We start from the raw sequence: 24,584 nt of genomic DNA, 5'->3' as shown, positions 1-24,584 counted from the left end.
AGTAAACGATATACACCGCCTGAAGGGCACAGATTTTTACTTTGGTCTCGTGTTCAACATTTATAATCTTAACCTTTGAGCACTAATATTTATCCCGGCAGTCCTTATCCGCTAGGCGCGACCTATGACGGCAATGGAGTAAACTTTGCCCTTTTTGCTGAGAATGCTACAGCAGTAGAATTATGTTTCTTCGATAATGAAGAAAGTAAATCCGAATCAAGACGATTAAAGATAAAAGAGCGCACACATCAGATATGGCATTGCTATATTCCTGATTGTAAACCCGGTCAACTTTATGGTTACCGTGTACATGGACCTTATGAACCTACACAAGGACATCGATTTAATCCCAACAAACTTTTGATTGATCCTTATGCAAAAGCGATATCCGGAACGATCGACTGGAGTGATGCTTTGTTCAGCTATGAAATAGGTCATCCAGATGAGGATTTGAGTTTTAGCAAATTGGATAGCGCTCCCTTTGTACCGAAGAGTGTTGTCATTGACGACAGGTTTGACTGGGAAGGAGTTAAACAACCCAAAATACCTTATCATAGGTCAGTAATCTATGAAACACATGTAAAAGGTTTTACTCAACTACATCCCCAAATACCTGATGGAATTAAGGGATCTTATGCAGCGCTTGCCCACCCCGTAACTATTGACTATCTGAAAAAATTGGGGGTAACTGCAGTTGAATTAATGCCTGTCCATCATTTTGTTGCTGACAGACATTTAAAGGAAAAAGGTTTAACTAACTATTGGGGCTATAACTCAATTGGCTTCTTTGCACCGGATATCAGATACTCAAGTTGCAGAACAACTGGTTGCCAGGTAGAGGAGTTCAAAAATATGGTAAAGGAGCTTCACCGCGCTGGTATTGAAGTTATACTTGACGTTGTGTATAACCATACGGGAGAAGGAAATCACATGGGGCCAACCCTATCCTTTAAAGGTATTGATAATGCATCCTATTATCGTTTAACAGAAGACAAACGATATTATATGGATTATACAGGAACTGGTAATACCCTAAACGCCAATCTTCCGAACGTACTTCGTTTAATGATGGACAGCCTCCGTTACTGGATACAAGTAATGCAGGTAGATGGCTTTAGGTTTGACTTGGCGGCAACACTTGCCCGCGAACTTCATGAGGTTGACCGCTTAAGTTCTTTCTTCGACATCATCCACCAGGATCCGATCATTTCTCAGGTAAAACTCATTGCCGAACCTTGGGACATTGGTGAAGGTGGATATCAGGTTGGTAATTTCCCTCCAGGTTGGTCTGAATGGAATGGTAAGTATCGCGATTGTGTCAGAGACTACTGGCGCGGGGCGGATAGTATGTTGGGAGAATTTGCAGCGCGCTTCACCGGAAGCCCGGACTTATATCAGGGTGACTACCGGCGACCTACTGCAAGTATAAACTTCATTACTGCACATGATGGCTTCACACTTCATGATCTTGTTTCTTATAACGAGAAGCATAACGATGCCAATGGTGAAAACAACCAGGATGGTGAGAGCCATAACAGATCTTGGAATTGTGGTGCCGAAGGTCCAACTGATGATCCTGCTATTATAGAACTAAGGCAAAAGCAAAAACGGAACTTTTTAACCACATTGTTTATATCTCAGGGTGTGCCGATGATTGTTGCAGGTGATGAAATAAGTCGTTCTCAAAACGGAAACAATAATGCGTATTGCCAGGATAACGAAATTTCATGGTTAGATTGGTCAAAAGCAGACGCACAGTTATTGGAGTTTACCCAGAAGTTGATTGAACTTAGAAAAAACCATGCTGTATTCTGCAGAAGACGTTGGTTTCAAGGTCAACCAATTAAGGGTGTAGGAGTAGAAGACATCGCATGGTTTCTTCCTGAAGGCACAGAAATGACAGAAGAACATTGGAATAATTCATTTGCAAAATCCTTAGCCGTATTTCTTAATGGGAAGGGCTTGCATGCTGTAGGCAGTAAAGGAGAGCAGATAGCAGATGATCACTTCTATGTAATATTCAATGCGCATCATGAAGCTCTTGAATATAAACTTCCTCCTTCAAAATATGGGAAGGAATGGTATAAGATACTGGATACACATAAGAATATAATCGGAGGTTCTGAAGAAAAGTATGGCCCCGAACAGAATATCGTTGTTGAAGGTCGTTCAATTATCATTTTGCATCATCCGTTAGACAAAGCTTAACTATTACTACTTAAAATGGAAAGCAAAAAACCTTTTGATAAAAGAAGCGCTGGGATTTTGCTTCATATAACTTCATTGCCATCTCCGTATGGCATTGGAGATATAGGACCTGAAGCACATAAATTTATTGATTTCCTGAACCAATCTAAACAAACATATTGGCAGTTACTGCCGCTTAGTCCTATAGAGAAGGCACAAGGGTATTCTCCCTACAGCGCAAACTCCAGTATTGCATGCAACACATTACTGATTAGTCCTGACAAGTTAATGGAGGATGGTTTGCTATCGCAAAATGACCTTGACCAAGCAGCAGTAAAAAACAGTGGTAAAGTAAACTTTGAAGAAGCCGAAGTTGTGAAAGCAAAACTTCTTAAAAAAGCATACAATAGTTTTGTGCGTAAAAAGAAGGAGTTAAACGCTTTTGAAACCTTCGTGAAAAGAGAGGCATCTTGGTTAAACGATTTTGCGCTGTACACCACTTTGAAGCAGCAGTTTAAAGGAAAGCCTTGGTATGAATGGCCCGATGAGTTTAAATTTAGAAAGAGTGCTTCCCTGAAGAAAATAAAGGAAGACAATAAAGGAACTATCGATTACATCAAGTGGCTACAATACATTTTCATTAAGCAATGGGCAGAACTTAAAGCCCATTGCGAAAAGTTTAATATCCTGCTTTTTGGTGACCTTCCTTTTTATGTGAGTTATGACTCTTCTGATGTTTGGTCTCATCCTGATATCTTTTCATTAGACAACGATCTTAATGCTAAAGGAATTGCGGGGGTTCCACCAGACTACTTTAATGAAGATGGCCAACTATGGGGAATGCCTGTATTTAATTGGAAGGTATTAAAACAAAATAAGTACGATTGGTGGATTCAACGACTTAAAAAGAATATAGAACTTTTTGATGTCGTAAGACTTGATCACTTCAGGGCATTCGCCGATTATTGGGAAGTTCCCGCCTCTGAGAAGACAGCAAAGAATGGCCAATGGAAACGTGGTCCTGGATCTGATTTCTTTAATACTGTAAAAAAAGAGTTAGGACATCTACCGTTTATAGCAGAAGATCTGGGAGATATTAATGAACCTGTTTACAACCTTCGGGATAAGTACAAGTTTCCGGGTATGAAGATCCTCCAATTCGCATTTAGTGACAACGTAGGGCAATCTTCTTATATACCTCATAACTATACACCTAATTTTATTGTGTACTCAGGAACGCACGATAATAACACTACAAGGGGTTGGTACAGAAAGGATATTGGTAAGACAGAACAAAAAAATATAAACTTTTACCTTGGTAAAAAGGTGAATGAACATAATATTCACATTGAACTTACCAGGTTAGCCTATGCTTCCGTTGCAAACATTGCCATAATACCCATGCAGGACATCTTAGGACTGGATGAAACTGCAAGAATTAACACCCCCGCATCTGTTGACAACAACTGGCTTTGGCGATTAAAGAATAATCAGATTTCTAAAGCGCTAGCGGAAGAACTTGCTGAATGGATAATGCTTTACAACAGAATCTAAACAAATTAAAGATTAGAATTATATTAAAACAATAAGAGGTTGTATTACTACAACCTCTTATTATACCATAAGCCTACAAATCAGCCTTGCTGTGCGTTCTCATTAGAACGGTTAGCTGCTTTACTCTTGCGATTAGCTCCGCTAGCTTCTCCACCTTTTCTTCCGATCTGTGCCATGTGCTCCCTGTTACGGCTCACTGCCTCCCCACCTTTTCTGGCGATAGCGCGTTGCTGTTCAGGATCCATAGAAGCGAATCCGCGATTCGCGGTTCTGCTAGAATTGCCTTCTTTAGATTCCATACTCTACTCCCTTCATTATAGTTGAACATTAATCTTTTTTGTTGTGCTTTAATTTAATTATAAAGTCATCCGTCTAATAAAAAATAAGGTGCCGTGCTGGTTACCTTTTATAAACGATGTAAAATGTTGATTATGATAAACATCAAGGTACAAATTGAGGACTGTATTCATCACTTTGCCCTATTCAAGGATATTGCCTGAAGTACTAACGGAACGTTTACGCAGACAAAATATTTGAACCGTATAACCATTCAGACGTTTTTCTCGACAAGTCAACAATGGCGTCTTTGTTCCTTATTTTAAAAGAATGATCTGCATTCTCAATAGGAATCAATGTAGTATTAATCAATTCATCACACACCCTACTCACTAAACTAAACTCTGCAAGAAGGTCGTTGGTTCCCTGTAAAAATAATTTTGGTATTTTAACTTCTTTCAAGTGTTCTGCTCTCTGCGTTCCCGGTTTACCTGAAGGGTGCAAGGGAAATCCAAAAAATACAATCGCCTTCACAAATGGTAATGGATTCTTTGCTAACAGTTGAGACGTCATTCGCCCCCCAAAGGATTTTCCTGATGCAACGATAGGGATATGACTATACAATGATGATACATGCTTTAAAATTTCTTGAACAGTTTTCTCTGCCACCACGGCAATGTCAGGTATCTTCTTACCCTTTTCCATATAAGGAAAATTAAATCTTACGGTTCCAATATGCTCTTCTGCCAAAGCTTTTGTTAACTTCACCATAAATGAATGATTCATACCTGCACCTGCGCCGTGGGCTAGTGTCATCACTACTCGCATTTCTCTAGGTAGTGTAATCTCTGCAGACACTGCTCCGATTGAATCACTAATATTAACTTGAAGGGGTTTGATTTCCATATCGTAAAAGTTAAATACTAATTATTATAACGTACAAAACTAAGCTTAGATTGAATTTCTGCTTTGATAACATAGTATTAATTGATGATCTCTTTTTGATACACAGCGCTCCTCGGAAAATAACAACTGTAGTAATGGTGTTAATTGTAACTATAAAGTGCTTCAACGTTGATACGCAACAAACATTGATTCGCTCTTCATTTACTTATCTGCATCACAAGATGTCTAAGGTTTAAAAAGTATGCTTGCGTGTCATTAAGCGGCTGTAAATCAGGTTAAAAGAAAGGTTAACACGAATTAAATATTTGCTAACGATTGCAATAATATAATCTTACAACGCTGTGACTGCACCTCTAATTATTAGTTCTAACTATGTAACTTCGCACCACGAGATGCGTATTTATACACGTGAAGATTTTTAACGCATATGTTTCGCAGATACAATTTGTATCTATTTTTTAAAGAAAGAGTAATAGAAGAAATATTATTAGGCGAACGAATCTCTATATAAAATTTAACACTTCACGTTCTGCAAATTTAGAAATTGTATAACACTAACCATGGGTTGGACAACTTTATATATCACAGGTAAGTCAGATTTCAGAGAAGAAGTCAGAGAAAAGATAGTCGACAGCAACCTAAAAGTAATGCCAGGATACACAGGCACTGTGTATACTGTTGGCGAGGTACATGACCTCTATTGGGTAGACGAAAAGATTGCTTTAAGAGAATTTAAAGAAGCGATCGGAAGCAAACTGGTATGGAAATACAGGCTCAAGTTCTATCCTAGTCTTGAGGCGTTTATTGAAGCACAGAACAGGAAGGACCGATCTATCGAACTTACCGCAGAAGATTTAGCATTAATTGAAGAAGCCAAAAGAGCCGTAGCATAGGCTCTTTTTTTATTTCCCTGAATCTCCCTTCCGCTTTGCTCCTTTAAACTTAGTTATTTTAACCTTCTTCTTTTTCTTAAAGATCTTTTCAAAGATATTGAGGTTAGACTTTGATGGCTTACAGTCTAACTGCGATAAGAGATGTTCCGGCAGTGGTGCAAACCGCGACTGCATAATTTCTTTAAGCTTTTTATCTTCGTTTGCCTTTTGAACGAAGCGTGCAACAATAGGTAGCGCTGTTGCTGAACCTTGACCAAGCGATGTACTTCTAAAATGCATTCTTGGGTCATCTGCCCCCACCCACGCTCCTACTACAAGCTTAGGCATGATCGCAATAAACCAACCATCTACATTAGATTGCGTGGTACCAGTCTTACCGGCAATATCGTTCGTCAATCCATACCGAGACCTTAATGAAGAAGCTGTACCCTCAGAAACTACGCTTTTCAGCATATGTACCATCATCTGTGAGGTTTCCTTCGAAATTGCACGTTCTGGTTTTAAGTCATTGTCAAAATCCTCAAGAACACGACCTTTTCTGTCGATAATAGCGGTAAGATATTTCCGATTTACATAAAGCCCGCCATTGGCCAGCACACTATAAGCACCGACCATCTCCATGACAGAAATGGAGGGAGTGCCTAATGCTATTGAAGGCACTGCAGGAAGATCACTGTTAATTCCCATCTTTCTTGCAGTTACAATTGCATTATTTATTCCTGTCTTTTCCAACAGCTTAACCGATACTGTATTTACTGATCCTGCAAGTCCTCCTTCCATGGAGTACTTCATCTCATAAGTCTCATCACTTGTGTTTTCAGGAGACCAATCATCCATGTTAGTATAAACTGTTTTCCTGGCTGAGATATACGAGCACGGGCCTATTCCTTTTTCAAGTGCTGCAGCATATAAAATAGGTTTAAACGTTGAGCCTACCTGGCGTTTTGTACTTTCACGAACATGATCGTACTTGAAGTACTGATGATTTATCCCACCTACCCAAACTTTGACATCACCTGTATGCGGCTCCATTGCAATTAAGCCAGCCTGAAGAAATTGTAAGTGATGTTTTATCGAATCAAATGTGCTGATTGTAGCTTCCTTCTCTCCTTCCCAGGTAAATATTTTAGTCTTCACTGGTTTGTTGAGCTTGTCCATAATCTGTTTCTCAGATAGCCCTTCATTTTTCAGCAATTGAAATTGCTTCGAGTTTTTGAGAACAGATTTCGCGATGCCATCAATATGCTTTCTGCTAATTTGCCCTTTAAATTTTGCTTGAAGGGCCTTCATTTGAACTTGCACTGCTGACTCTGCATATGCCTGCATGCGCGAATCGATAGTGGTGTATATTTTCAAACCATCTTTATATAAATTGTAAGGAGTACCATCTTTTTTCTTGTTCTCCTTGCACCATTGAAGTAATTCTCTTTGAATGTAAGCCCTGAAATAGGGTGCCAATCCAATATTATGTGACGCAGTATGACTATAACGAAGCCCTAGCGGTTTTGACTGTAACGCTTTTTTCTCTAAGTCAGTTATGTAATCATACTTAGCAACTTGAGCCAATACCACATTTCTACGCTGCAAAGCGCGCTCAGGAAAAAGACGTGGGTTATAACGGTGCGTTGCCTTTAACATTCCTACAAGCACGGCAGACTGATCCCAGGTAAGGGATTTTACAGGAACAGAAAAGAACCTTTCTGCTGCAGTTTTAATTCCATATGTATTGTCAGCAAAAGGGATGGTATTCAAGTACAGAACAATAATCTCATCTTTCGAATATACGTTCTCGATTCTCCATGCAATAATATATTCCCTGACCTTATTAATAGGCAATGAAAGAAACCCGTATGACTTCCGGGGAAACAGATTCTTAGCAAGCTGTTGCGTTAAAGTACTTCCACCTCCCGAAGATTCGTTTTGAAGCAGGATGCTTTTCACTAAAACACGTCCAAGACTTTTTACATCAATGCCATGATGTCGGTAAAAGCGCACATCTTCAGTTGCGACAAGTGTCTTTTTTAAAGATTCAGGTATATCTTTTCCCTCAACAGGAGATCGATCCTGTATATAGTACTTTCCCAGCAAAACACTATCAGAACTATATACTTCACTAGCCAATGGATGTTGAATTTCCTTCAAATCACTTTTAGATGGCAATTGACCAAAAAATCCTATCCATACAAGTGTAACAAGCACCAAGGCAAAACCCAGTACTCCTATTAATCCGTACAGCGCTGTGCGTGTAATTATGTTGAGAGTGTCTTTTCTTGGATATAATGTTTTAATTCCGTTCTTAATTCTCTGCCAACTAAAATTCATAAATATTATTAATTCGCATACAACATAAAATTCTGTTCCGGCTGCCAGCTTTTAGGCCAAAGCAGCTTTAAGGCTGCCTAAAAGACGCTAAACTTCTACAAGTTGCTGGCATCCGCATTGTTAAACTTCTTTCGATGGGGCGTGAAATGACATATCAGGAAAAAGCATCACTTGAATTGAGCATGTGGAAATGCCGTATGGAAAAGCCTCCAGGCTTTGCAGAAAACGTGGCCAAAAAAATTCAAGTCAGAATTAATAGCCTGATACCCGAAAAAATCCATAATGCTTTTACTACTGCTATAAAACAGATGACAAGGGCTGTTATTTTTGGAGCTACATTCACCACAGCAAAAGTGGTTAATGACCGGACCTTGGAACAAAGAGAATTAAGGGTATTAGAAAGGATAAAATTTTATAGAAACACAGCGGCAGCAGAAGGCGCGGTAACAGGTGCCGGCGGTATTCTGTTAGGGCTCGCTGACTTCCCAATCTGGCTTGCGTTGAAAATGAAAATGCTATTCGAAATTGCCTCATTATATGGATATGATGTACGAAATCTCAAAGAGCGGATTTATATCCTTTACATCTTCGAGCTTACCTTTTCAAGCCAAAGTCACAGGAATAGTGTTTTTGAATTAATTAATGATTGGGAAAAATACGAGAAACGGCTTCCTGAAGATATTCATGGTTTCGATTGGTTGAAATTTCAACAGGAATATCGAGACTACATTGATATTGCAAAGCTATTGCAACTTGTGCCGGGAATAGGCGCAGCGGTGGGAGCTGTTGTAAACCACAAGCTAACAGATAAACTTGGAACAACAGCCATGAATGCTTATCGCATCCGGTTAATGCAGGAAGTAAAATAAAAGAGGCTGCCCGGTAAGACAGCCTCCTAAGAAAATGTTCTTAAAGAAGTTAAGGAACTGCAGAATAACCCCAGTATAAATCTACATCACCATAATAAGTATGGTCATTAGTGTCGGGCCAATGTGTTTGATCAAACCCGGGAGAATTTTTCAAATATTCTTCATCGCGATCGAGTATGAAAACGTTGCGGCCAGGGGCCGGACGTAGCTCACTAAATGGTATCGCAAAGAGCTTTCCACCTAAGCCAAGAAAAGAACCATACTCTATCACAACATAGTCTATTTTACCTGACCTTACATTAATCATGAGATTGTCAATTCTTCCAAGATCGTCTCCTTCGGGATTTTCAATCTTATCGCCTATAATTGAAGTTGCAGTAAGCCTTCGTAACGGGCGATTGGCATCAGGTCCTTCCTGATTCGTTCCTGTTTGGTTATCTACCTCATATGATTTATCTAACATACTCATAACTCCTCCTTTTTTGTCCCTACTGATAAGTGCGATATCTCTAAGGGATTGTTTTGCTGATTCGCATGTTGCAATCCCTCTTAAGAAATACTAGTTAACTCAACCTGTCAATCCCTTTCTAACATATTGTTTTCGAAAGTCTGAATAGTGTTTTGGTCGATAGGTGAGTCACTTGTAGTATAATCAGTTGTTCTCTTTTTAGATTGAGATTGTTTTGTTTTCCTAACCTTACTTTTATCAGGCTCGCTGCCCAACAACTGGTCCACCACGGTTGGAACTTCACCTGTTTCAAGAATACTTTTGAAGCCTCTTAAATCTTCTTTTATCATATTCTCTACCACAGGGCTAAACAATTTTGCGGCAATAGTCCCAACATCTCCTGCTGGCAATCTATAGGTGATCTTTACTCTAATCTCGGTGCCCATATTATCGGGTGCATCCTGAAACCGAACTTCGCCTGCATTATCAACTGTTGAACCAGGTAATGAAGACCATGTTATTAATTCTCCTGGTCTGTCTTCTGTAATTTCAGATTCCCATGTTACTGATCCAACTCCCCCCGGTATACGCGCTACCCATGTTGAATGAATTTGATCTTTCACGGTAACATTTTCAAGATGCTTCATGAACTGAGGCAGATTTTCAAGATGCCTCCAATAAGCGTAAACTTCTGCTCTTGGTTTGTTGACAGTGAACGTGCCCCTCACCTCCATTGCTGGTGTCTTCCTACTGGCCGTGTTTCTTCCGATGGCATTGTTTATCATACAGTACCCCGAGGCACCTCTGTAAACAAGCATCCCTCCTGCTATGGTCATAGCAATTCCACTTAATGAACCTAGATTTCTTAATCCATATACAGTAGCTGCTGCGCCTAGTAGTACAGAGGCAATTCGCTCAGTCGACCCAACGTTAATATTACTGGATCCTGTTGCGGGTGTAAGCATGCTTACATCGCTTTCACCCATTGTGTCTGTCATTACTCCTGGTTCCATCATTTTTAGGGTTGGTTTTCAAGTGATTTTATTGACCTAATGAATTCTTAATTTCAGTGGCTTCATTAAAGTGCATTTGAATATGCGGCTGATATTTGTTCGCATAATCTTTAACCTGTCGATCTTTTCCTGAACTTATCTGTGTGTTAAAAATGGTGAGCGTTTTCTGGTGATCGCGAACCTGGCTGTTTATATAAGCAGTATCAAACTGATAACCAGTTAAAGATGATAAGCGGGTCTTTAATGCCTGATGCTCTGCATCAAGTTCATTTTTAAATGTAGCATCTTTATCATCTGCAAGCTCACGTAGCTCATCTTGCGCTGTCTGATGTTCAGACGCCATGCTTAAGCCAAAGTTGCGTACATCAGCCGTTGTTGAGTTGGTAGCGGCAAGCTGGCCTAATTCTATTTCGGCTCTGTTCCCCATTGATACCTGTTCAATAAAAGTTTTGTCTTGTTGCGATAGTGAGTCATCATCGTCATCATCATCACATCCTACCCAGCAAAAAGACAGAGCCATAAGGCTCGTTACCATCATCATACCCTTCAGTTTCATACAATTTAAATTTGTTTTACATTATTTTCGCAAACCATTTAAAATTGTATGCTTAACTGTTGCAAGCGTCAGGCATGGTTTGGCTCAAGTAAACAGAAATGTAGTTGTATTACGTTTTATCTCGATAAGAAAAAAGTTGCCAAAGCAACTTCAAAAAAGCCACATTCAGGTAAAGGAAAGGCCTGGGTAGGTAATTACACAAGAACTGAAGTAAAGCACGTCCTACCTACGTCGCCCCATTCTGACTACAAGCCAAATAATAAGAACAATAACAGCAACTACTACGAACATGCCTGTGTAAAAACCAGCACCGAATATATCCCCAATAACTTCACAACTTGTCATTGAGAATAGCATTATCGCAAATAATAATAAGAATGGATTCTTCATAATGTAATTAAGTTTTAATTGTTTCTATGTTTTCTTTTTACAGGATCCCTATCGTCTGCTGATATCTTTATGTTTTCTCTCATGGTTGGATTCTTAAGCGCTACAGGTTGTTGACGTTTCCTGATCTTCATATTCAAAAACTCAACACCTAAAGCAAAAGCCATCGAAAAATAAATGTATCCTTTAGGTACATGAACATGAAAGCCCTCAACAACCAGTACAAGACCTATCATCATTAAAAAAGATATGGCAAGCAACTTCATCGCTGGATGTTTATTGATAAAAGCACTGATATTATTTGCGAACGCTAACATTACTCCTAAGGCTATAACAATTGCTATAACCATAATTACAATGCTATCTACCAGCCCAACAGCCGTTAAAATCGAATCAAAAGAGAATACCACATCCAATAGTACAATTTGAATGATTGCTGAATTTAACGTAAGCTTCTTTGAAAAGCTATGCTCTTCATTTTCTCCTTCCAGTTTAGCGTGTATCTCCGACGAGCTCTTTCCCAAGAGAAATAGACCGCCAAGAATCAGAATAAGATCACGGAAGCTTAATTCAAATTCACCGAAAGTAATAAATGGATCTTTAAGACCGATGATCCAACTTATTGTCATCAGCAACCCAACTCTTACAAACAAGGCTAGCAATATTCCTAAGGTTCGTGCCTTCTTTTGATCCTTTTCCGGTAGCCGATCTGATGTTATTGAAATAAATATGATATTATCTATTCCTAATACAATTTCAAGGAACGTTAGGGTTAAAAGACTTACTATTCCCTCGGTAGTCAACAGCTCTGCCATAAATGTTTTTATTAAATAAGAGTAAAGATTATACCATATACATAAACAAGAATATTGAATCAGAACATCCGTAATATCTACCGAAACCGTGTAGATGAATTTACACAAGGTGGCATATCTTTTTAGCGGGAGTATCCTATGAGCGATCCACAGGAATCACCCTTCTTCTTACGATTTGGTTTAACCATTATTAGTATCGCAGTTTTAGCCGCTGGCATTTACCTGGCCAAGGGAATTATAATGCCATTCTTCTTTGCCATACTACTTGCCACCCTTCTACTACCAATAACAAAATTCCTTAAAAGATTGGGTGTAGGCAAAATACCCTCCATCGTTTTATCGCTTCTTGTATCGCTAAGCATCCTTGGCATTGTCGTCTATTTCTTTTCAACCCAGATTGCAAACTTCCTTGCAGATTTTCCTGCGATGGAAAAGAGATTTAATCAACTTCTTTGGTCTGCGCACCAATGGGTATTTGAAAACTTTAATATAGGAATGCGTGCGCAGAAAGAATACTTAAGCGATACAGCTGAAAAGATGAAGACACAGAGCCCTCAGTTAATTGGTAGAACTTTTGTTACATTAACAGAAGTAATATCTTATGTGATCTTTTTACCTATATACACTTTTCTCATTCTATATCATAAAGACATGATCAAACGTTTTATGATTGAGATCTTCAAAGATGGAAATAAAGAAAAGGTTAGTGACGTACTACACGAGTCTCAGGTAATATCACAACAATATATTACTGGCCTTCTTATCGAGCTTTGTATAGTATTCGCACTTAATACCGTCGGATTTTTTATCCTGGGTATTAAGTACGCCGTATTCCTTGCACTGCTTTCTGCCATACTGAACATTGTACCATACATCGGTATGCTTATAGCAAACATCTTCTGCATGATCGTTACACTAATGTCTTCTCAAAATCCGGTCGACGCAATATGGGTAGTTGCAATTCTTAGTGGCGTTCAGCTGATTGACAACAACATACTCATGCCATTAATTGTAGGCAATAAAGTAAAGCTAAATGCCCTAGCCATTATTCTTGGTGTTGTTATCAGTGGAGCATTGGCCGGCATCGCAGGCATGTTTCTGGCAATACCAGCACTTGCGGTTATGAAATTGATATTTGAACGGGTTGACCATCTTAAACCATGGGCTCTTTTAATTGGGGATGAAACCACAGCAGAAGAAGACCGAAAAAATCCTGTGAGAAGAGCAATTAGTCGCGCTAAAGAAAGATCAAGACAAAGGCACAACAAGCAGAAGGAACTACACAATAAATAACACACGCAACTTATCTCACATAGGTTCCAAGAGGGTTAATTTTACTATTTAGAACAGGTAACAAATGCTAATCAAGCGTTGGCATCGTAGCAATCATCAATAACCACATAAAGCAATAAAATAAGAATTCTACGCTCTTTCTCAAAACCCTTTTAATATCTTAAAGATCCATTTCAATCATTGCACAACTCGTCTTTCTAACATTTCCACAGTACTTTTTCTTAATTCTGGTTATCTTCAGAAAGTGGAGCATAAGAGCAGAAAAAGTGGAGAGAATGCGGAACAAACACTTAAAACACTTATTGCTACCATTTCCTTAAACACAATTTACTTATACCTCTGCAATAAAAATCCTGAAGCGCCTGGTTTTTGACACTATTTGTCAAAACTGTAAGTTAAGTTTCCCGAAAAAAAGGACTATGACTAGAATAGAAACAAATTCCATTATTGAAGGTGCGAGGCTCTTTAGGGAAAATCATGTTTAGGGCAAATAGGTAAGCCTACCATCATGCGTCAAAACCATCTTTTCCTAAAAAGCAGAGCGAATCACAACAAACTACCAGAGTTAAGTTTAAGGAGGCATCAAGATTTGCTAAACAACTACTTACCTATCCGAGAAAAAAAGCTTACTATCGGCAGAAGGCTAAAAAGCTATGTGTTCCTAATGCCTATGCCGCAGCCATTGCTGGCTACATGCGCACCGGGTATGACACTGTGTTATAAAGGCTCTCTTGATAGAACACAGTAAGGTGGTAATCGTAAAGGAAATTGCACTTTAAAATTTAGATAAAATGGATATGTAAATAAAAAGTTAGCCCTCGCAAGAAAGCTAACCTTAATTATATTTATTACTTACTTATTCCCCGCCTTTAGAGGAAGCAGACGATGCAGCCTCAGCTTCTTTCTTTTTGCGTTTCTCCTGCTTTCTAAAATAACCTCTGAGCAGGAAATTGTGCTGTAGTGCTTCCATGTTCTGATCAAGCTTCGCAGAAGCCTGCTCTGCATTCACCATGGTGGTTTGTAATTTAGAGGCAAAAGCAGAATCTCCGAGTAACACGTTTAATGCGTTATTTTCGTTGTTCATTTTTTCGGCGAGGCTTCCAAGGTTTTGGGCAACTACCTCAGCATTCTTACTCACTTCTCTAACATTTGCTAAAGCTTGTGTAAATGTATCTGCATAGCTGGTATCATGAATCAGTGTTGGCAACAGACCATCGCCTGTACGCAACTCCGCCAATAGTGAGTTAAGTTCAGAAGAAACCCTTACTGAATTATCACCGGTCTTCTTCAAGCTTGCAACTGCATCTCTCAGATCTTTGGCAAGTGCTCCGTCTTTAAACAACTCTCCTATTATACCCTGGCCATCATTTACGCGTTTTGCAATTAACTGCAAATCTGAAGTAAGGGAACGTGTATTTTCACCTACATCTTTCGCAATATTTATTAACTCCTGTGTATCGGCGGGTGACAGTGTATTAATGGTATCACCGTCTTCAACCACACCGTTATTAATATTGCCCGGCCTGATCACTACTATTTTGTTACCTACCAGCCCGTCTGATCCTACAGAGGCAGTTGCATCTTTAGAAATAAATTCGTGCTGATTGTTCTTCAACGCCAACCGAACTACTACCTTACCAGGAGACATAATACGAACATCGGTTACAGTTCCAACCTTTACGCCAGAGAACCACACATTATCTCCTTCTTTTAAACCTTCAACATTTTTAAATACTGCCGATATATCGAAGGTTCTTGTTAGTATATTATTTTCGGCACCAACATAAAAGACTGAAATTATAAACAATGCCAGTCCGCCCAGAACAAAAGCTCCTACTTTAACTTGCTGCGCTATCTCTTTACGTTCCATAATGATTTCTTTTAATATTTAAAAAATGGTTCCAGATCCGGATCCCTTGCATTTTTTAGTTCTTCAAATGTTCCTTCTATTTTATTTTTACCATTAATAAGTCCGATAATTCTATCTGAAGTGGTTCTCGCACTGCTGATATCGTGTGTGATAATAATGGAGGATGTCTTATATTTTTCTCTTACTGAGAGTATCAGTTCATTAATTTCCATTGAAGTTATTGGATCCAATCCTGCCGTAGGCTCATCATATAACATGATCTTAGGTTTGAGGATAAGTGTTCTCGCTATACCTATCCGCTTCTTCATACCGCCCGAAAGCTCTGCCGGCCATTGATCGACCGCATGTGCAAGTCCAACATCATCAAGGGCTGTCATTACCATCTCGTCAAGCTTTCTCTTTTCAAATATTCCAAGGTTACGTTTCAGCGGAAATTCCAGGTTTTCTCTTACTGTCATTGCATCGTAAAGTGCACTGCCTTGAAATGAAAAGCCGATTTGCAATCTTAGCTCATTCATTTCCCTTGCACTCAACGTAAACACGTCACGGCCAAGCACGTTTATCTGACCTGAGTCCGGTACGATTAAACCCACCATGCACTTGATAAGAACTGACTTACCTGTGCCAGATCTGCCAAGTATGACAAGGTTCTCACTCTCGTGGAGATCGAGGTCAACACCGTTTAATATTTCTCTGTCACCAAATGCCTTCTTCAAATTACGAATAGAAACAACTACGTTGTCCGTTCGTGATTGCTCAATAGCTGGTGCGTTATTTGATTTTGTTGCTAACATCAGCGGAAGAGATTTATAAATTGAATGGACAGCAGGTCTATAACAAAGATCAGCATCATCGAAACAACCACTGAAGTATTAGCAGCCTTTCCAACGCCTGTAGTACCTTTATCGGAATGATATCCTGAATAACATCCGACTAATCCAATTGCGAACCCAAAAAAGGCTGACTTAATTAAAGAAGAGAAAATATCAGTATAAGTGATATTAACAGCTACTTCATTAAAAAAGAGTTGGAAGCTCGTGTTGTTATAGATGTTCACTGTTAGAAATGATCCCAGCAACGAAAGTATATCCGAATATACCACAAGAAGGGGAAGCATCAATGTTGTAGCAGTAATGCGGCTCACAACCAGGTAAGAGAAAGGTCGTGTACCAGATACCTCCATCGCATCAATCTGCTCAGTTACCTGCATACTCCCAAGCTCCGCTCCTATATTAGATCCAAGTTTGCCTGCACAGATTAATCCTGTTACAAGTGGCCCCAGGGATCTCACTACAGCTTGAGCAACGAGCGACGGTAGCCACGATTCGGCACCGAACGACGCAAGTGAGGGCCTTGATTGTTTTGTAAAAACAATCCCAACTAAAAATGAAGTAAACGTTATTAGAAACAACGACTTGTTTCCCATCATAAAACATTGCCGGATGATCTCTTTCACCTCATACGGGGGGAAGAAAAAATCCCGAAATACCCTCTTGGTAAAAGTAGATACTTCAGCTACTTGTACTAAACCTTTTTTTATATCCATCGAACTTAGAATGAATAGCTCTTTAGGAATCTATTCATGTGCCAGCAGGTAAGTTACATGTTAGTGGAACGATATAACTGTTTGAAAGCCTCCTTGTAGAATTTAGTACACACTGACCGAATAGATTGATTATGTCTGTTTACCGACATGATTAATCAGGCATGAGATTTTGATTAACCTTTGTTGATTTAGCCAAGAGGGGCATTCAATGAAGGAGCACAACACAAAAAGAATCTTTGTTAAGATTCTTAAGATTTTTGGATGGATATTTTTTTCAATCGTACTACTACTTGCAACGATAACATTACTTATTCAGCTTCCACCAATTCAAACAAAAATAACACAGGAAGCAATTTCTTTTCTGGAAAAGAAAATAGGAACAGAAGTTTCGCTTCAAAAAGTAAGCATTAGATTTCCTAAAACAATTGTTGTTGAAGGGTTATACCTGGAAGATAAGAAAAGGGATACACTCCTATACATGGGTAGGTTGGACATTGATACTGATCTTTGGGCATTAACCCGAAAGGAGATTCAACTTAATGACCTTACGCTTGAAAATACCAAAGCTTACATAAGCAGACCCGAAGCCGACAGCGCCTACAACTTTACTTATATACTTAACGCTTTCGTAAGCGACTCTACATCGGTGCCAGATACGACACAACAAGATGCGCCTGGATGGAAATTCTCCATAGAAGACATCACGCTGCAGAACATCAAAGCCAGGTACCACGATCTGCTCACAGGTAATATTGCAGATCTCAACCTTGGGCTCTTCGAAGTTTCAATGGATGAGTTCGATCTCGACCGAATGAGAATAGTTGTAGATGAAATTAATCTTGAAAATACTACAGCAAGCGTACTGCAAACCAAACAACCGGAAGTTACTGAGGAAGTAGCAGAGGAAAATCAACCAATTACTTATGATATAGGTGTAGGACAAGTAAACCTTGAAAACATTCACGCAAACTTCCATCAACAGGCACTCGGCCAACTCATTCGAATGGACCTGGGGCGGTCATCATTAGAAACAGACAAGGTTGACTTAAAGGGACAGATAATTGACCTCGACAACTTCCTGCTCGAAAATACTTTCATCTCTTATCACCAGCGTCCCGTTGCTGTTGTTAACACCAAAAATCAGTATGACCCTGAGCCTGCACGTGAAAAGCAAGCCGAAAAAAGCACGCCATGGAAAGTTACACTAAGCTCTCTTGAACTATCAGGAAACAGTATCCAGTTCTATGATTTCACCAAGAGCCAAACATCGGGTGCAATGGATTTCAATCACCTTTGGATCTCTGGCCTGGAGATAGATGCAGAAGATATTGCCCTTGATGGTACCAAAGTGAAATGCGATTTAAATAACCTCGCCTTTCGTGAGCGCAGTGGTTTTATGATTGAGAGTTTCAAGGCAGGACTTAATCTAAGAGAAGACGGCGTGATTATCAACGATTTGCTTTTACTCACGGGAAACAGTCGATTTGAAATGAATGCCGATGCCACGTTTGCTTCCTTAGAAACTATAGCAGACGATTACCCACGAGCTACTATTAACGCTAACATTAATAATACCTCAGTAGGCTTAAGAGACCTTCTCTACTTTAACCCAATGCTAAAGGATAGCCTTCCATTAAAAATAACATCAGCATCAAAAGTGTTCATAGATGCTTCTGTAAACGGAGCAGTTAATAACATCAAAATAGATCATCTCACATTAAGAGCTTTCGCTGATACCTATCTGAGAACAAAAGGAACAATTACAGGGCTTCCTGATGCAGGTAAGTTAAAGATGGACATCTTTCTCGACAAGTTCTATACAACAAAAAATGATATCGGCAGAATACTTCCAGACCCACTGATACCATCCTCAATTGATCTTCCCGAATGGATAAATCTTCATGGCACCTATGCCGGCTCCATGACTAAGTCAAACTTTAATACCATACTTACCAGCAGCGTGGGAGAAATAGATTTTAAAGGCAAACTAAATCTCGACTCAGCCTCCGCTAGTAGAGGCTATAACGCAAGCCTGAACGTAAAAGAACTTAACGTCGGAAAAATTCTTAAACAACCAGAAACTATAGGCAAGCTAAATCTGGAGGCAAATGCCGATGCTCAAGGCTTGTCACCTGAAGAAATGAATGGTACTGTAAAAGCAAATGTAAAAAGCTTCGACTTCAAAGGATACCACTACGCAAACTTTGTAGTTGATGGCAAGATAAACCAGAATGTCTACAACGGCACGGCAAAACTTCAGGATAAAAACCTCGACTTCGTTCTGGCCGCAGATCTTAATTACAAGAATGAAGTTCCGCGATTTAACATAACGTTCGACTTAAAAAACGCCGACTTTAAAGCGTTGAACCTTGCCGAAAGGCCATTAAAGGCGCGGGGAATTTTAAGTACCAAGATGGCCACGCCAGACTTCAAATCATTAAACGGAAATTTTGGACTAAGAAAAGTAGCCGTATTTAACGGAGAGACCCTGTATGCAATTGACTCTCTCCTCTTCGCCTCCATCGACCAGAAAGGACGTTCCGAACTTGCAATTGAATCCGATCTTCTCTCAGGAAAATTTGCTGGTACCTTTAACATTTTTGAAATGGGTGATGTGTTGCAGGAATTCTTTGGAACCTATTACTCACTTAAGGATACAGCGCTTGTCGCAGATAAAAAATCAGAGAAAGATTCAGGCCCACAAAACTTCAGGTTTAATTTAAAGCTCAAAAAAACAGAGCTGCTTACCGATGTTCTCCTGCCAGAGCTTACATCATTTGTTCCTGGAGAAATACGCGGTGAGTTTGATAGTGAAGCCAGACAGCTGGACATGAAGATTGATTTCTCGAAGATACAATACGCAAATATTGGCGTGAAGTCCTTTCTCATCAGCGCCAACTCAGATCGCAGTGCCCTCAACTACAATGTTATTGTAGATCAAATTAACCTGGACTCAATGCGCATTGATGGGCTGGAGTTCAATGGCACGGTAGCTAATAATTCAATATTGACTAATCTTGTTATTCTCGATTCATTGGATCAGACCAAATACCTGATTGGCGGCACTTTTCAGAGTCTGAAAGACAAATATCAATTCAAATTACTTCCTAACCAGGTGAAGCTAAACTATACAGATTGGTCTGTACCGGAAGACAACTACTTCCAATTTGGTGGTCCAAAACTGCTTGCTCACAATGTAATAATACAAAAAGGAAAAGAACAAATAATTATCGACTCTAAAAAGGATGCAGCTTCTACCCTATTTGTAGGTTTTCGTGAACTAAATCTCGAACACCTTGTAAGCATGGTAGCACAAAATAAAACCATCACAGGGTTACTTCATGGCGATATTAACATCGTTCCTGATACAGCCGACATGACCTTTACTGCTGACGTCGGCATACGGAACTTTAACATTGCTAATATACCCTGGGGAGATATCTCGCTGGCTGTTGGAAGAAAAAGCGCTGAGCGGTTTGACTTAAAGTTTGGTGTTAGAAGCAAAGAGAACAACCTGAATGCTAATGGGTATTATATAACGGGTGATCAGCCGTCCATGAACGTTATTACTACTATTGAAAGGTTCAACCTTACAACTGTTGAACCTTTAACCATGGGCCAGCTTAAAGACTTAAAAGGCTTTCTTACAGGTGATATAAAAATTGAAGGTACCCCGCAAGCACCAAAAATAAATGGATCACTCAATCTCCGAGACATGTCCTTCTACTCCACTTATGTAAAAACTGCCTTTAGCTTGAAAAATGAAACTATTGGTTTAACCCCTCAGGGAATTTCCTTTGATAGCTTTGAATTACAGGATGAAAGAAAAAATACAGCTGTATTGGATGGAATGATTCAGACTACGGATTATAAAAATTTCGCTTTTAACTTAGACTTCACCTCCACTAATTTCAGACTCCTGAATACTACTGAAAAGGATAACGATTTATTCTATGGAAAAATAGATGTAGATGCAGTAATACGCATCCGCGGAAATATGGATCAACCCAATCTTGATGTTCGGATAGGACTAAGTGACGAAAGCAATCTAACATACATAGTACCTCAAACTGAAGCAGGTGTTATGGAACAACAAGGTATTGTACGCTTTAAAGACAAAACTTTCAGTAACGATCCTTTCATGAAATCAATCAACCCGGCAGACACTGTGAAGTCTACTTTCACAGGAATTAATCTGACGGCACAAATTGAATTAACAGACAAAGAAACTTTTAATGTTATTATTGATCCAACCACGGGAGATCAGCTTTCTGGATTAAAAGGAAATGCAACGCTGACACTGGAAATGGATCCTACTGGTAATATGGATTTAACGGGCAGATATGAGATAACAGAAGGAAAGTACAGCCTCTCATTCTACAAGTTTGTAAAGCGCGAGTTTTCTGTAGCAAGAGGTAGCACCCTTACCTTTACAGGAGATCCATTAAATGCTGACATGGACCTCAGTGCCATCTTCGAAGTTGAGACCTCTCCTATTGATTTAGTAGCAGTGCAGATTCCCGCAGGCAACCAGACACTGATGAATCAGTACAAACAAAAATTCCCATTTCAAGTCTACCTCAACATCCAAGGGCAGCTGCTGAAGCCAGAGATTAGTTTCCGACTCGATATGCTTGAGAAGGATAGAAACGCATTGAATGGTGTTGTTTACTCTAAACTTCAGGATGTTAACACGAGAGAATCAGATTTAAATAAACAAGTATTTGCACTGCTTATTCTTAAGCGCTTTATTTCTGATAATCCCTTGGAAAGTGAAGCTGGCGGTGGCGGTCTTGAAGGTACTGCGCGCTCCAGCGTAAGCAAAATATTAACCAGTCAGCTCAATCGCCTCTCGCAAAACGTCCGTGGTGTAGAACTGAGTTTTGATGTAAAATCGCAGGAAGACTACAGCTCGGGGCAAGCAGAAAACAACACTGAACTTGAGCTTGGTTTATCAAAAAGTCTGCTTAATGATAAACTGACAGTAAAGGTAGCTGGCAATGTAGATGTAGAAGGCGATAACAGTAATCGTAAAGCCTCTGACTACATTGGTGATTTAGCATTGGAATATATGCTCACCGATGATGGCCGAATTAGAATCACAGGTTTTAGAAACAGCAACTATGATATTGTAGATGGAGAGCTGACTGAAACAGGTGCCGGACTTATTTATATAAAAGATTACAATACATTAAGTGAGTTGTTTAAAGCAAATGAAAAAGAAAATAAGAAGTAGTGTATCTGTTAAGTCCCATATACTAAGTCCAGTATTATATGTAATTATCAGTGTTTTTTTTTCTGGTTGCAGCGCATTGAAGCTGGTACCTGAAAACCAGGTACTCTACACGAAGTCAGAAGTAAAACTGATTCCTTCAGGAAGAGTGAGGGCGCAGAACAAGATAAAGGAACTATTATATAATAATGTAAATCCAAAACCAAATACATCCATATTTGGGATGCGCCCTGCGTTATGGGTGTACTACAAAATGGGAGAACCTAAAAAAGGCTTAAAGCGCTTTATAAAAAATAAAATAGGACAGGCACCGGTATACATGAGCGATGTAAACCCTGAAAAAACGGCTAACCTATTAAAGGGTCATCTTATCAATAATGGTTATTTTCAATCAGAGGTAGAGTCAAAAACTGAAATAGATGGTAAAAAAGGATCAGTACTCTTTACCGCCTATGTGCATCGCCCCTATAGGTTAAGAAAAATAGAAACACCGAAAATGGATACGTTGTTCGCCAATATTGATTCAGTAATGAAAGACTCTTACCTCAAGCGAAGGCAACGTTATAACCTCGATCGCTTACAAGCTGAACTTACAAGATTGGAAGAAGCAATGGAAAATGCAGGCTTCTATTATTTTGACGACCGGCACCTGATATTTGAAGCTGATAGTACGGTAGGAAGAAATAAAGTGGACCTTACACTAATGCTTGAAAGCGGTGTTCCTGCAAAAGCTAAAAGAAAGTATAAACTCGGACAGATAAATGTATTTCCCAACTACAACCTAACCTCAGACACCACACAATTAAGGTTTGACTCAACGAGAGTAGATGGATACAATTATTTTGACCGTGATCACATTTTCAGGCCTCATACAATTACCAGAGTTATTAACCTCAAAGAAGGAAATACCTATAGAACCATAGATCGGGAGTATACGATCAGTCACTTAATGACGTTAGGAGCCTTTAAATTTGTAAACATCAAATTTTTGGAATCTAAACAAGACTCCGCCACGCTTGATGCAAATATTTACCTCACTCCTTTTTTAAAAAAATCCATCAGGGCAGAATTTCAGGCTACTTCTAAATCAAACAACTTCGTAGGCCCTGGATTAAATGTCACTTTCACAAATAGAAATGCATTTGGTGGGTCCGAGCGTTTAGACATTACACTTTCGTCAGGTTATGAAGTACAAATTAGCAGGAAGCAGCAAACGCCACTTAATGCATTGGAATTAGGAGGCGAAGCTAAATTATCAGCACCACGGTTAATTGTGCCTTTCAATATTAACTATGCAGGAAGACGTTACCTGCCTTCAACTCACGTAACATTAGCCACCCGGATTCAACAGCGTATAAACTACTTTAGCTTAAACTCTTTCAATCTATCTTATGGATACACCTGGAGGGAAAATACACTCAAAAGTCATGAGTTCTATCCTATAGATTTAAGTTTTGTTCAAACTTCGGGTATTTCTGATGACTTTAACGCTATACTAGATAAAAATCCTTTTCTGCGTCGATCATTTGACAATCAATTCATCCCAGGGTTACGCTATGTCTATACGCTAAATACACAACTCAACCAGGAACGTACTGAGAAATATCGCGAGCAAACTTACGAACCATCTCATTTCTTTTTCACATTCCGCGCGGATCTTGCTGGAAATATAATTCACGCTTTACAAGGCGAGAATTTCAAGCAGGACGTCAATAACGAAGGTGAAAAAATACTAGGGTCAACATATTCCCAGTTTTCCAGAGGTGAAATCGACGCGCGGTACTACTGGCAAATGGACGAAAAGAATATGATCGTTACAAGGCTTAACGCCGGTGTTGGGTACGCGTATGGAAATTCAGTAACAATGCCTTACATAAAGCAATTTGCAATTGGAGGCTCAACAAGCTTAAGGGCATTTCCAGCCCGCACCATTGGTCCTGGTACTTATTACGTTTTAAACGATGAGACGATTGTAAACCCACCAACACAAGGTGACGGTGAAGGTGAAAATGAAGAGACAGTAAGAAACTTCTTTATTGATCAACGCGGTGATATTAAGATTGAAGGTAATGTGGAGTACAGATATGATCTTACCAAAACAATCAAAACAGCACTATTTGTAGATGCAGGTAATATATGGTTAATTAGAAATGATACTAGCAGGCCGGGAGGGCAATTCAAAAGAAGCCAATTTCTGAATGAACTGGCAGTAGGTACCGGTGTTGGTCTTCGTTTTGATTTCAACTTCTTCGTACTTCGTTTTGACTTAGCCTTCCCGTTGCGGAAGCCATGGGAACCTGCCGGGGAAAGGTGGGTATTTGACAAAATCGACTTTGGAAGCAGCCAATGGAGAGGTGATAACCTTATATTGAATATTGCCATTGGTTATCCATTCTAATTTCACATAGATTTTTTA

18 protein-coding genes are annotated in these 24,584 nt (G+C 39.4%); 8 read left to right on the top strand and 10 right to left on the bottom strand.

Going from position 1 to position 24,584, the window contains the following annotated elements; all coding sequences use genetic code 11:
• The first annotated feature begins 75 nt into the window (after positions 1-75).
• Positions 76-2,208, top strand: a complete 2,133-nt coding sequence (gene glgX / locus KK060_RS00720; protein ID WP_254151481.1) for a glycogen debranching protein GlgX — start codon at positions 76-78, stop codon at positions 2,206-2,208.
• A 15-nt stretch (positions 2,209-2,223) separates the two neighbouring features.
• On the top strand, positions 2,224-3,741 hold the full coding sequence (gene malQ / locus KK060_RS00715; RefSeq protein WP_254151480.1) for a 4-alpha-glucanotransferase: 1,518 nt from the start codon (positions 2,224-2,226) through the stop codon (positions 3,739-3,741).
• 80 nt (positions 3,742-3,821) lie between these two features.
• On the opposite strand, the gene KK060_RS00710 is transcribed toward malQ, so the two are convergent.
• Positions 3,822-4,040, bottom strand: coding sequence for a KGG domain-containing protein (locus KK060_RS00710; RefSeq protein ID WP_254151479.1), 219 nt, complete (start codon positions 4,038-4,040; stop codon positions 3,822-3,824).
• 217 nt (positions 4,041-4,257) lie between these two features.
• A complete protein-coding gene (locus tag KK060_RS00705) occupies positions 4,258-4,923 on the bottom strand; it encodes an alpha/beta hydrolase family protein (RefSeq protein ID WP_254151478.1) in 666 nt (221 codons plus the stop codon).
• 560 nt (positions 4,924-5,483) lie between these two features.
• Here KK060_RS00705 and KK060_RS00700 point away from each other — a divergent pair.
• Positions 5,484-5,816, top strand: coding sequence for a hypothetical protein (locus KK060_RS00700; RefSeq protein WP_254151477.1), 333 nt, complete (start codon positions 5,484-5,486; stop codon positions 5,814-5,816).
• Positions 5,817-5,825: 9 nt separating this feature from the next.
• On the opposite strand, the gene KK060_RS00695 is transcribed toward KK060_RS00700, so the two are convergent.
• Positions 5,826-8,138, bottom strand: a complete 2,313-nt coding sequence (locus KK060_RS00695; protein WP_254151476.1) for a penicillin-binding protein 1A — start codon at positions 8,136-8,138, stop codon at positions 5,826-5,828.
• Positions 8,139-8,272: 134 nt separating this feature from the next.
• On the opposite strand from KK060_RS00695, the gene KK060_RS00690 reads away from it, so the two are divergent.
• The gene (locus KK060_RS00690) at positions 8,273-9,007 is read left to right on the top strand and encodes an EcsC family protein (RefSeq protein WP_254151475.1); all 735 of its coding nucleotides are present in this window, start codon (positions 8,273-8,275) and stop codon (positions 9,005-9,007) included.
• Between the two features lie 49 nt (positions 9,008-9,056).
• Here the strand turns inward: KK060_RS00690 and KK060_RS00685 are convergent, their stop codons facing one another.
• From KK060_RS00685 to KK060_RS00675, 3 genes are all read right to left on the bottom strand, one after another.
• Complete coding sequence (locus KK060_RS00685; RefSeq protein ID WP_254151474.1) at positions 9,057-9,476, bottom strand: PRC-barrel domain-containing protein; 420 nt, start codon at positions 9,474-9,476, stop codon at positions 9,057-9,059.
• Positions 9,477-9,583: 107 nt separating this feature from the next.
• The gene (locus tag KK060_RS00680) at positions 9,584-10,471 is read right to left on the bottom strand and encodes an SRPBCC family protein (protein WP_254151473.1); all 888 of its coding nucleotides are present in this window, start codon (positions 10,469-10,471) and stop codon (positions 9,584-9,586) included.
• Between the two features lie 25 nt (positions 10,472-10,496).
• Positions 10,497-11,024 (bottom strand): DUF4142 domain-containing protein, encoded by a 528-nt coding sequence (locus KK060_RS00675; protein ID WP_254151472.1) that lies wholly within the window; start codon positions 11,022-11,024, stop codon positions 10,497-10,499.
• A 48-nt stretch (positions 11,025-11,072) separates the two neighbouring features.
• Between KK060_RS00675 and KK060_RS00670 the strand changes: the two genes are divergently transcribed.
• Positions 11,073-11,372: a hypothetical protein gene (locus tag KK060_RS00670; RefSeq protein ID WP_254151471.1), complete on the top strand. Its 300-nt coding sequence runs from the start codon at positions 11,073-11,075 to the stop codon at positions 11,370-11,372.
• Positions 11,373-11,428: 56 nt separating this feature from the next.
• On the opposite strand, the gene KK060_RS00665 is transcribed toward KK060_RS00670, so the two are convergent.
• On the bottom strand, positions 11,429-12,226 hold the full coding sequence (locus KK060_RS00665; RefSeq protein ID WP_254151470.1) for a TerC family protein: 798 nt from the start codon (positions 12,224-12,226) through the stop codon (positions 11,429-11,431).
• Between the two features lie 138 nt (positions 12,227-12,364).
• On the opposite strand from KK060_RS00665, the gene KK060_RS00660 reads away from it, so the two are divergent.
• On the top strand, positions 12,365-13,519 hold the full coding sequence (locus KK060_RS00660) for an AI-2E family transporter (RefSeq protein WP_254151469.1): 1,155 nt from the start codon (positions 12,365-12,367) through the stop codon (positions 13,517-13,519).
• 856 nt (positions 13,520-14,375) lie between these two features.
• Here the strand turns inward: KK060_RS00660 and KK060_RS00655 are convergent.
• From KK060_RS00655 to KK060_RS00645, 3 genes are read right to left on the bottom strand one after another with little or no spacing between them, the layout of a single operon-like run.
• The gene (locus KK060_RS00655; protein WP_254151468.1) at positions 14,376-15,389 is read right to left on the bottom strand and encodes an MlaD family protein; all 1,014 of its coding nucleotides are present in this window, start codon (positions 15,387-15,389) and stop codon (positions 14,376-14,378) included.
• Between the two features lie 11 nt (positions 15,390-15,400).
• Positions 15,401-16,183, bottom strand: a complete 783-nt coding sequence (locus KK060_RS00650; protein WP_254151467.1) for an ABC transporter ATP-binding protein — start codon at positions 16,181-16,183, stop codon at positions 15,401-15,403.
• Positions 16,183-16,935 carry an MlaE family ABC transporter permease gene (locus KK060_RS00645; RefSeq protein ID WP_254151466.1) on the bottom strand — a complete coding sequence of 251 codons (753 nt, stop codon included), beginning with the start codon at positions 16,933-16,935 and terminating at the stop codon, positions 16,183-16,185. Before KK060_RS00645 ends, KK060_RS00650 begins: the two co-directional genes overlap by 1 nt.
• Positions 16,936-17,143: 208 nt before the next feature.
• On the opposite strand from KK060_RS00645, the gene KK060_RS00640 reads away from it, so the two are divergent.
• Positions 17,144-22,171, top strand: coding sequence for a translocation/assembly module TamB domain-containing protein (locus KK060_RS00640; RefSeq protein WP_254151465.1), 5,028 nt, complete (start codon positions 17,144-17,146; stop codon positions 22,169-22,171).
• On the top strand, positions 22,149-24,566 hold the full coding sequence (gene tamL / locus KK060_RS00635) for a translocation and assembly module lipoprotein TamL (RefSeq protein ID WP_254151464.1): 2,418 nt from the start codon (positions 22,149-22,151) through the stop codon (positions 24,564-24,566). The genes KK060_RS00640 and tamL overlap by 23 nt, the downstream gene beginning before the upstream one ends.
• Positions 24,567-24,584 lie beyond the last annotated feature (18 nt).

This window comes from Chryseosolibacter indicum (assembly GCF_018598585.1).
GTDB lineage: Bacteria > Bacteroidota > Bacteroidia > Cytophagales > Cyclobacteriaceae > Chryseosolibacter > Chryseosolibacter indicus.
Note: the sequence above shows the minus strand (reverse complement) of the source record. Positions and strands in the feature narration are given on the sequence as shown.

Bases quoted from the DNA above. Each gene is read 5' to 3' on its own strand.
- malQ (WP_254151480.1), top strand. From the start codon at position 2,224: ATGGAAAGCAAAAAACCTTTTGATAAAAGAAGCGCTGGGATTTTGCTT.
- KK060_RS00710 (WP_254151479.1), bottom strand. From the start codon at position 4,040: ATGGAATCTAAAGAAGGCAATTCTAGCAGAACCGCGAATCGCGGATTC.
- KK060_RS00705 (WP_254151478.1), bottom strand. From the start codon at position 4,923: ATGGAAATCAAACCCCTTCAAGTTAATATTAGTGATTCAATCGGAGCA.
- KK060_RS00700 (WP_254151477.1), top strand. From the start codon at position 5,484: ATGGGTTGGACAACTTTATATATCACAGGTAAGTCAGATTTCAGAGAA.
- KK060_RS00695 (WP_254151476.1), bottom strand. From the start codon at position 8,138: ATGAATTTTAGTTGGCAGAGAATTAAGAACGGAATTAAAACATTATAT.
- KK060_RS00690 (WP_254151475.1), top strand. From the start codon at position 8,273: ATGGGGCGTGAAATGACATATCAGGAAAAAGCATCACTTGAATTGAGC.
- KK060_RS00685 (WP_254151474.1), bottom strand. From the start codon at position 9,476: ATGAGTATGTTAGATAAATCATATGAGGTAGATAACCAAACAGGAACG.
- KK060_RS00680 (WP_254151473.1), bottom strand. From the start codon at position 10,471: ATGATGGAACCAGGAGTAATGACAGACACAATGGGTGAAAGCGATGTA.
- KK060_RS00675 (WP_254151472.1), bottom strand. From the start codon at position 11,024: ATGAAACTGAAGGGTATGATGATGGTAACGAGCCTTATGGCTCTGTCT.
- KK060_RS00670 (WP_254151471.1), top strand. From the start codon at position 11,073: ATGCTTAACTGTTGCAAGCGTCAGGCATGGTTTGGCTCAAGTAAACAG.
- KK060_RS00665 (WP_254151470.1), bottom strand. From the start codon at position 12,226: ATGGCAGAGCTGTTGACTACCGAGGGAATAGTAAGTCTTTTAACCCTA.
- KK060_RS00660 (WP_254151469.1), top strand. From the start codon at position 12,365: ATGAGCGATCCACAGGAATCACCCTTCTTCTTACGATTTGGTTTAACC.
- KK060_RS00655 (WP_254151468.1), bottom strand. From the start codon at position 15,389: ATGGAACGTAAAGAGATAGCGCAGCAAGTTAAAGTAGGAGCTTTTGTT.
- KK060_RS00650 (WP_254151467.1), bottom strand. From the start codon at position 16,183: ATGTTAGCAACAAAATCAAATAACGCACCAGCTATTGAGCAATCACGA.
- KK060_RS00645 (WP_254151466.1), bottom strand. From the start codon at position 16,935: ATGGATATAAAAAAAGGTTTAGTACAAGTAGCTGAAGTATCTACTTTT.
- KK060_RS00640 (WP_254151465.1), top strand. From the start codon at position 17,144: ATGAAGGAGCACAACACAAAAAGAATCTTTGTTAAGATTCTTAAGATT.
- tamL (WP_254151464.1), top strand. From the start codon at position 22,149: ATGAAAAAGAAAATAAGAAGTAGTGTATCTGTTAAGTCCCATATACTA.